The 6,047-nt window shown below is 73.2% G+C and carries 7 protein-coding genes; 4 read left to right on the forward strand and 3 right to left on the reverse strand.

Annotated elements, in window-relative coordinates:
* Both VFW24_07685 and VFW24_07690 read right to left on the reverse strand, forming a co-directional pair.
* Window positions 1–726: PAC2 family protein (locus VFW24_07685; protein ID HEX5266639.1), on the reverse strand; the 726-nt coding region annotated here is incomplete at its 3' end.
* Window positions 723–1,757 carry a phosphotransferase family protein gene (locus VFW24_07690; GenBank protein HEX5266640.1) on the reverse strand — a complete coding sequence of 345 codons (1,035 nt, stop codon included), beginning with the start codon at window positions 1,755–1,757 and terminating at the stop codon, window positions 723–725. The genes VFW24_07685 and VFW24_07690, both read right to left, overlap by 4 nt.
* 38 nt (window positions 1,758–1,795) lie before the next feature.
* Between VFW24_07690 and VFW24_07695 the strand changes: the two genes are divergently transcribed.
* Genes VFW24_07695 through holA form a run of 3 tightly spaced genes read left to right on the forward strand, consistent with a single transcriptional unit; the run spans window position 1,796 to window position 4,352 of the window.
* Complete coding sequence (locus tag VFW24_07695) at window positions 1,796–2,503, forward strand: tetratricopeptide repeat protein (protein ID HEX5266641.1); 708 nt, start codon at window positions 1,796–1,798, stop codon at window positions 2,501–2,503.
* Between the two features lie 5 nt (window positions 2,504–2,508).
* A complete protein-coding gene (folP, locus tag VFW24_07700; protein HEX5266642.1) occupies window positions 2,509–3,348 on the forward strand; it encodes a dihydropteroate synthase in 840 nt (279 codons plus the stop codon).
* Window positions 3,345–4,352, forward strand: a complete 1,008-nt coding sequence (gene holA, locus VFW24_07705) for a DNA polymerase III subunit delta (GenBank protein HEX5266643.1) — start codon at window positions 3,345–3,347, stop codon at window positions 4,350–4,352. The genes folP and holA overlap by 4 nt, the downstream gene beginning before the upstream one ends.
* Here holA and rpsT read toward each other — a convergent pair.
* Entirely contained in the window at window positions 4,309–4,629 is a 321-nt protein-coding gene (gene rpsT / locus VFW24_07710) for a 30S ribosomal protein S20 (protein HEX5266644.1), read from the reverse strand. The two genes, holA and rpsT, sit on opposite strands and share 44 nt — an antisense overlap.
* Window positions 4,630–4,689: 60 nt before the next feature.
* On the opposite strand from rpsT, the gene lepA reads away from it, so the two are divergent.
* The coding region (lepA, locus tag VFW24_07715; GenBank protein HEX5266645.1) for a translation elongation factor 4 at window positions 4,690–6,047 on the forward strand (1,358 nt) is incomplete at its 3' end.

A 6,047-nucleotide genomic window follows, 5' to 3' on the forward strand; every position in this document is an offset into this window, starting at 1 on the left:
GTTGGCGATCAGCTCGTCGATCCGGCCCAGCGCCACGTCGGCGGCGGTGTCGACGGAGGTGGTGTCGACGGTCAGATCGGCCACCTCGGCCAGGGCCGACAGGAGGGCGGCGCTGGCGGCGGGGAAGGGCATGCCGGCGACGTAGTGCGGGACCCGGGCCCACAACCCCACCGCCGGGATCCCCCGCTCGTGCAGGGCCAGCTCGAGGGCCGCCTCCACCCCGGCGGGAACCTCGATGGTGCCGGCCACGAACCCCACCCGGGCCGCCAGCGACTCCTCCGTCGAGGTCGACGCGATCTTGACCGGGCGGGTGTGGGGGACGGGGGCGGGGAAGGCGCCGAGGCCCACGGCCAGGCGCACCCCGAGCTCGGTGGCCAGGCCGACGACGTCGACCACGAAGGCCTCCCAGCGCATGTCGGGCTCGGGCCCGACCAGGAGCAGCATGTCCCGGTCGGCCCGGTCGGTGGTGAGGAGAAGCCGGGGCTGGCGCCAGGTCAGGCCGGCGTTGCGGCCGTTCTCGATGCGGACGATCGGGCGGCGGGCCCGGTAGTCGATGAGCTCGTCGCCGTCGAAGACCGCCACCACCTCGGGCTCGCGGCCCTCGACCAGCGTGGCCAGGGCGGTGGCGGCGCCGAGGCCGGCGTCCACCCACCCCTCGAGCTGGATGACCAGGACAGGATCTCGCGGGTCGCGCGACGGGAGGCGCTGGTGGAGGCTCGGGCTCACAGCTGGGATACGGCGCGGCGCGCCATCTCCGCCAGCGACTCCACCTGCTGACCCATGCTGTCCGAACCCGAGCCCCGGTCCCCGCCCATGGCGCCGCCCTCGTACCGGGCCGCGACCCCCTCGACGATGCAGGCCAGCTTCCAGTACCCGAAGGCGACGTAGAACGGCAGCTCCGAGACGTCCCGCCCCGACCGGGACGCGTAGCGCCGGTTGATCTCGTCGCGCGACAGGAAGCCCGGCGTGGCGGTGGCGGCCACCCCCGCCAGCGCCACCGTCTGGTCCTGGCTCTCGGCCCAGTACACGTTCAGGAGGCCGAGGTCGGCGAGAGGGTCACCGAGGGTGCACAGCTCCCAGTCGAGTACGGCGCGCAGCTTTCCATCGGGCCCGAGCATGGTGTTGTCGAGGCGGTAGTCCCCGTGCACCAGGGCGGGCCGACCCTGCTCCGGGACCCGCGCCGCCAGCAGCTCGTGGACCTCGTCGACCACGGGGACCTTCCGGTCCCGCCCGTCGATCGATGCGCGGAACTGGCTGTACCACCGCTTCAGCTGCCGCTCGATGTAGCCCTCGCGCCGGCCCAGATCCCCGAGGCCGACGGCGTCGACGTCGGCGGCGTGGATGGCCACGAGGACGTCGATGAGGTCCTCGCTGGCGGTGCGCCGGCCCCGGTCGTCGAGGGCGGACTCGGCCTGGGCGCGGTCCCGGATGATGTGCCCGTCGACGTAGCCCATGATGTAGAAGGGCCGGCCGTTGACCGACTCGTCGCCGCAGAACCCGAGGGCGGGCGCCACCGGCACGGGGGTGGGGCCGAGGGCCGAGATGATCCGGTGCTCGCGGCCCATGTCGTGGGCGGTGGGCAGGACGTGGCTCACCGGGGGCCGGCGCAGGGCGTAGCGGGTGCCGTCGGATCCCGTGACCCGGAACGTGAGGTTCGACCGCCCGCCGGCGATGAGCTCGAACTCGAACGGGCCTCGCGCCCCGTCCACGTTCTCCTCCAACCAGGCGCTGACCTTGGGCCCGTCGATCCCTTCCATGTCCGGAAACCTAGTGGCGGCCGGTAAGGTCGGGCCCGATGACCGACGTCACCGACGCCACCTTCGAGCAGGAGGTCCTGGCCCGTTCGGAGCAGGTCCCCGTGGTCGTGGATCTGTGGGCGCCGTGGTGCGGGCCGTGCAAGACCCTCGGCCCGATCATCGAGCGGGTGGTGGCGGCCACCAACGGAGCCGTGGCCCTGGTCAAGGTCAACGTGGACGAGAACCCCGGCATCAGCAACGCCTTCCGGGTGCAGTCGATCCCCGCCGTCTACGCCATCAAGGACCGCCAGGCCGTGGACTCGTTCATCGGCGCCCTCCCCGAGCCGGCGGTGGCCGACTTCGTGTCCCGCCTGGCCCCGCCCGAGACCGAGGCCGACCGCCTGGTCCAGGCCGGGGACGAGGCCTCGCTGCGGCGGGCGCTGGAGCTGCAGCCCGACCACCACGAGGCCGTGCTGGGCCTGGCCGAGCTGCTGGTGGGGAAGGGGGAGGGGGAGGAGGCACTGGGCCTCCTGGCCCGGATACCGGAGGACGCCGAGGTGCGCCGGATCGCGGCGCTGGCCCGGTTGGGCGGCGAGGAGGCGGTGGCCGCCGGGGACGGAGTGGAGGAGCGGCTGCGGGCCCTGCTCGACCGGGTCAAGGACGACGACGCCGCCCGCCAGGAGTACATCGATCTCCTCGAGGCCATGGGCCCCGACGACCCCCGGACCGCCGAGGCGCGCCGGGCGCTGACGTCGCGCCTGTACTGAGCGCGGTGGTGGCCGCCACCCTCGACCTCGGCGGGCGGCGCTACGACGTGTCGAGCCGGGCGCTGGTGATGGGGATCCTCAACCGCACTCCCGACTCGTTCTACGACAAGGGCACCTACTTCTCGTTGGACGCGTTCATCGACCGCGCCGCCGCCCTCGTCGACCAGGGCGCCGACATCCTCGACGTCGGCGGGGTCAAGGCCGGGCCCGGCCCCGAGGTGGACCTCGAGGAGGAGCTGGAGCGGGTGGTGCCGGCCATCGAGATGCTGACGGCGCGCTTCGACGTCCCGGTGTCGGTCGACACCTGGCGGGCCGCGGTGGCGGAGTCGGCCTACAAGGCGGGGGCGGTGATCGGCAACGACATCAGCGCCTTCGCCGATCCCGGGTATCTCCCGGTCGCGGCGGCCGCCGGCGCCGCCGTCGTGGCCACCCACATCCGCCTGGCGCCCCGGGTCCCCGATCCCGAGCCCCGATACGACGACGTGGTGGCCACCGTCGCCGACGTGCTGCGCTCGCTCGGGCGGGCGGCGGAGGACGCCGGGATCCCACCCGAGCGGGTGATGGTCGACGCCGGCCTGGACCTGGGCAAGACGTGGCAGCAGTCGGTGGCGCTCCTGCGCGCCTCGGACGAGCTGGCCGCCCTCGGTTACCCCGTTCTCCTCTCGGCGTCGAACAAGACGTTCCTGGGCCGGATGCTCGACCTCGACATCGATGCCCGGCGCGAGGCCAGCCTGGCGGCGTGCGCCATCGGGATCGTGCGCGGCTGTCGCGTGCTGCGCGTGCACGACGTGCGCGGCGCCCGCCGCACGCGCGACACCCTGGCCGCCGTGCTGGAGGCGCGGTGAGCGCGACCCCCGCTCCCGCCTACCTGGTGAAGGGGGAGGACCACGCCCTCGTGGCCCAGGCCCTGTCCAAGCTGCTGGCCGAGCTGACCGCCGACGCCGGCGGCCTGGCGCTCGAGGACCAGTCGGGCGACGAGCCCGACGTGGCGGCCATCATCGACGCCTGCCTCACCCCGCCGTTCCTGGCCGACCGGCGCATCCTCGTGGTGCGCGAGCTGGGCCGGACCCGGGCCGAGGACGTGGACCGCCTGGTGGCGTACCTGGCGGCGCCGAGCGACACCGCCTCTCTCGTGATGGCGTCCACGGCGGCCGTGCCGGCCCGCCTGGTCGAAGCGGTGCGCAGCGTGGGCCGCCTGGTGGACGCGGCGGCGCCGTCCGGGCGGGGCCGGGGGCAGTGGTTCGCGGCCCGGCTGAAGGAGGCGCCGGTCAACCTCGACGCCCGGGCCGCCTCCGTCCTCACCGAGCATCTCGGCGAGGAGGTGGGCCGCCTCGAGGGGATCCTGGCCGGGTTGGCCGCCGCCTACGGGGACACGACGGTGGGCCCCGACGAGCTCGAGCCCTTCCTGGGCGAAGCCGGCGCCGGTGCCCCCTGGGAGCTCACCGATGCCATCGACTCCGCCGACGCGGGGCGCGCCCTGGCGGCGCTGCACCGCCTGACCGAGGGGGGGAACCGCCATCCGCTGGTCGTGCTGGCCAGCCTCCACCGCCACTTCGTGGCCATGCTGCGGTTGGACGGGGCCGACGTGTCGAGCGACGAGGAGGCCGCCTCCCTGCTCGGGACCCGCAGCACCTACCCGGCGGCCAAGGCCCGGTCCCAGGCGGCCCGGCTCAAGGGGCCGGGGATCGGCCGGGCGATCGTGCTGCTGGCCGACGCCGACCTCGACCTCAAGGGCCGGACGGCGCTACCCGAGCAGACGGTTCTCGAGGTGCTGGTGGCCCGGCTGGCGCGCCTGGCGCCGGCGGTCAGGCCTCGTCAGAGCCGGCGGGCTCGGACGGGCTCGCGCTGACGGCGGGCGCCGCCGGCCCGCCCAGCGCCGCCACCCGGCGCATCAGGCGGGACTTCCGGTTGGCGGCCTGGTTCTTGTGGATGACGCCCTTCTGGGCCGCCTTGTCGAGGCGCTTGATGGCGGTGCGCAGGGCCTCGGTGCCGTCCTCGGCGCCCGACTCCACCGCCCGCACCGCCGTCTTCACCCGGGTCTTGAGCTCCGAGCGCACGCCCTTGTTGCGCAGGCGCCGGACCTCGTTCTGGCGGTTCCGCTTGATCTGAGACTTGATATTGGCCATAGGAGAACCGGCGGAGGCTAGCAGTCCGGACGGGCCCTCCGGTCCGCGAGAATGGGCCACTTGTCCACGGGCAACATCCGCAACCTCTCGATCATCGCCCACATCGACCACGGGAAGTCGACCCTGTCGGACCGCGTCCTCGAGCTCACCGGGGCCGTCGACCCCCGGGAGATGCGGGACCAGTACCTCGACTCGATGGATCTGGAGCGGGAGCGGGGCATCACCATCAAGGCCCAGAACGTCCGGGTCACCTGGAAGGGCCACGTCATCCACCTGATCGACACCCCGGGCCACGTCGACTTCGGCTACGAGGTCAGCCGGAGCCTGGCGGCGTGCGAGGGGGTCGTCCTGCTCGTCGACGCCTCCCAGGGGATCGAGGCCCAGACCCTCGCCAACAGCTATCTCGCCGTCGAGCACGACCTCGAGATCGTGGCCGCCCTCAACAAGATCGACCTGCCGGCCGCCGACCCCGAGCGCCACGCCGCCGAGATCGAGAAGGTGCTCGGCATCCCGGCTTCGGGGATCCTGCGGATCTCGGCCAAGACCGGCGCGGGCGTGCCCGAGCTGCTCGACGCCATCGTGGAGCGCATCCCGCCCCCGCGCGGAGACGCCGACGCCCGGCTCCGCGGGCTGATCTTCGACTCCTACTACGACCAGTACCGCGGCGTGGTCAGCGCCGTACGGGTCATGGACGGCACCCTCCACGCCGGCTCCCGCCTGCGGTTCATGCAGGCGGGGTCCGCCCACGACGTCGAGGAGCTGGGGGTGCGCACTCCCGCTCCCGTCCCGGTGGCGTCGCTCGGCCCGGGCGAGGTCGGCTACCTCATCGCGGGCATCAAGGACGTGGGCGAAGCCCGCTCCGGTGAGACGGTCACCAACCTCGCCCACCCGGCTGCCGCGCCGCTCGCCGGCTACCAGGACCCCAAGCCGATGGTCTTCTGCGGTCTGTACCCGGTGGAGGGGGACCAGTTCTCCGACCTGCGCGAGGCGCTCGAGAAGCTGCGCCTCAACGACTCGAGCTTCACCTACGAGCCCGAGACGTCGGGCGCCCTCGGGTTCGGCTTCCGCTGCGGGTTCCTCGGGCTGCTGCACATGGAGATCATCCGGGAACGGCTCGAGCGCGAGTACGACCTCACGCTGGTGGCCACCGCGCCGAACGTCGAATACCGCGTGCGCCTCACCGACGGCGCGGTCGACGTCGTCGACAACCCGAGCGCGATGCCGCCCGCGCCGCGCATCGAGGCGATCGAGGAGCCGTTCGTGAAGATCACGATGCTCACGCCTTCGGAATACATCGGCACGCTGATGGAGCTCGCGCAGGGGCGGCGCGGCGAGCTGCAGCGCATGGACTACTTGAGCGAGGACCGCGTCGAGATCATCTACGACATCCCGCTTGCCGAGATCGTCATGGACTTCTT

It is taken from the genome of Acidimicrobiales bacterium, assembly GCA_036273495.1.
GTDB lineage: Bacteria > Actinomycetota > Acidimicrobiia > Acidimicrobiales > JAJPHE01 > DASSEU01.

Excerpts from the sequence above, each read along its gene's own strand:
- VFW24_07690 (HEX5266640.1), bottom strand. The coding sequence starts at position 1,757 with ATGGAAGGGATCGACGGGCCCAAGGTCAGCGCCTGGTTGGAGGAGAAC.
- VFW24_07695 (HEX5266641.1), top strand. The coding sequence starts at position 1,796 with ATGACCGACGTCACCGACGCCACCTTCGAGCAGGAGGTCCTGGCCCGT.
- rpsT (HEX5266644.1), bottom strand. The coding sequence starts at position 4,629 with ATGGCCAATATCAAGTCTCAGATCAAGCGGAACCGCCAGAACGAGGTC.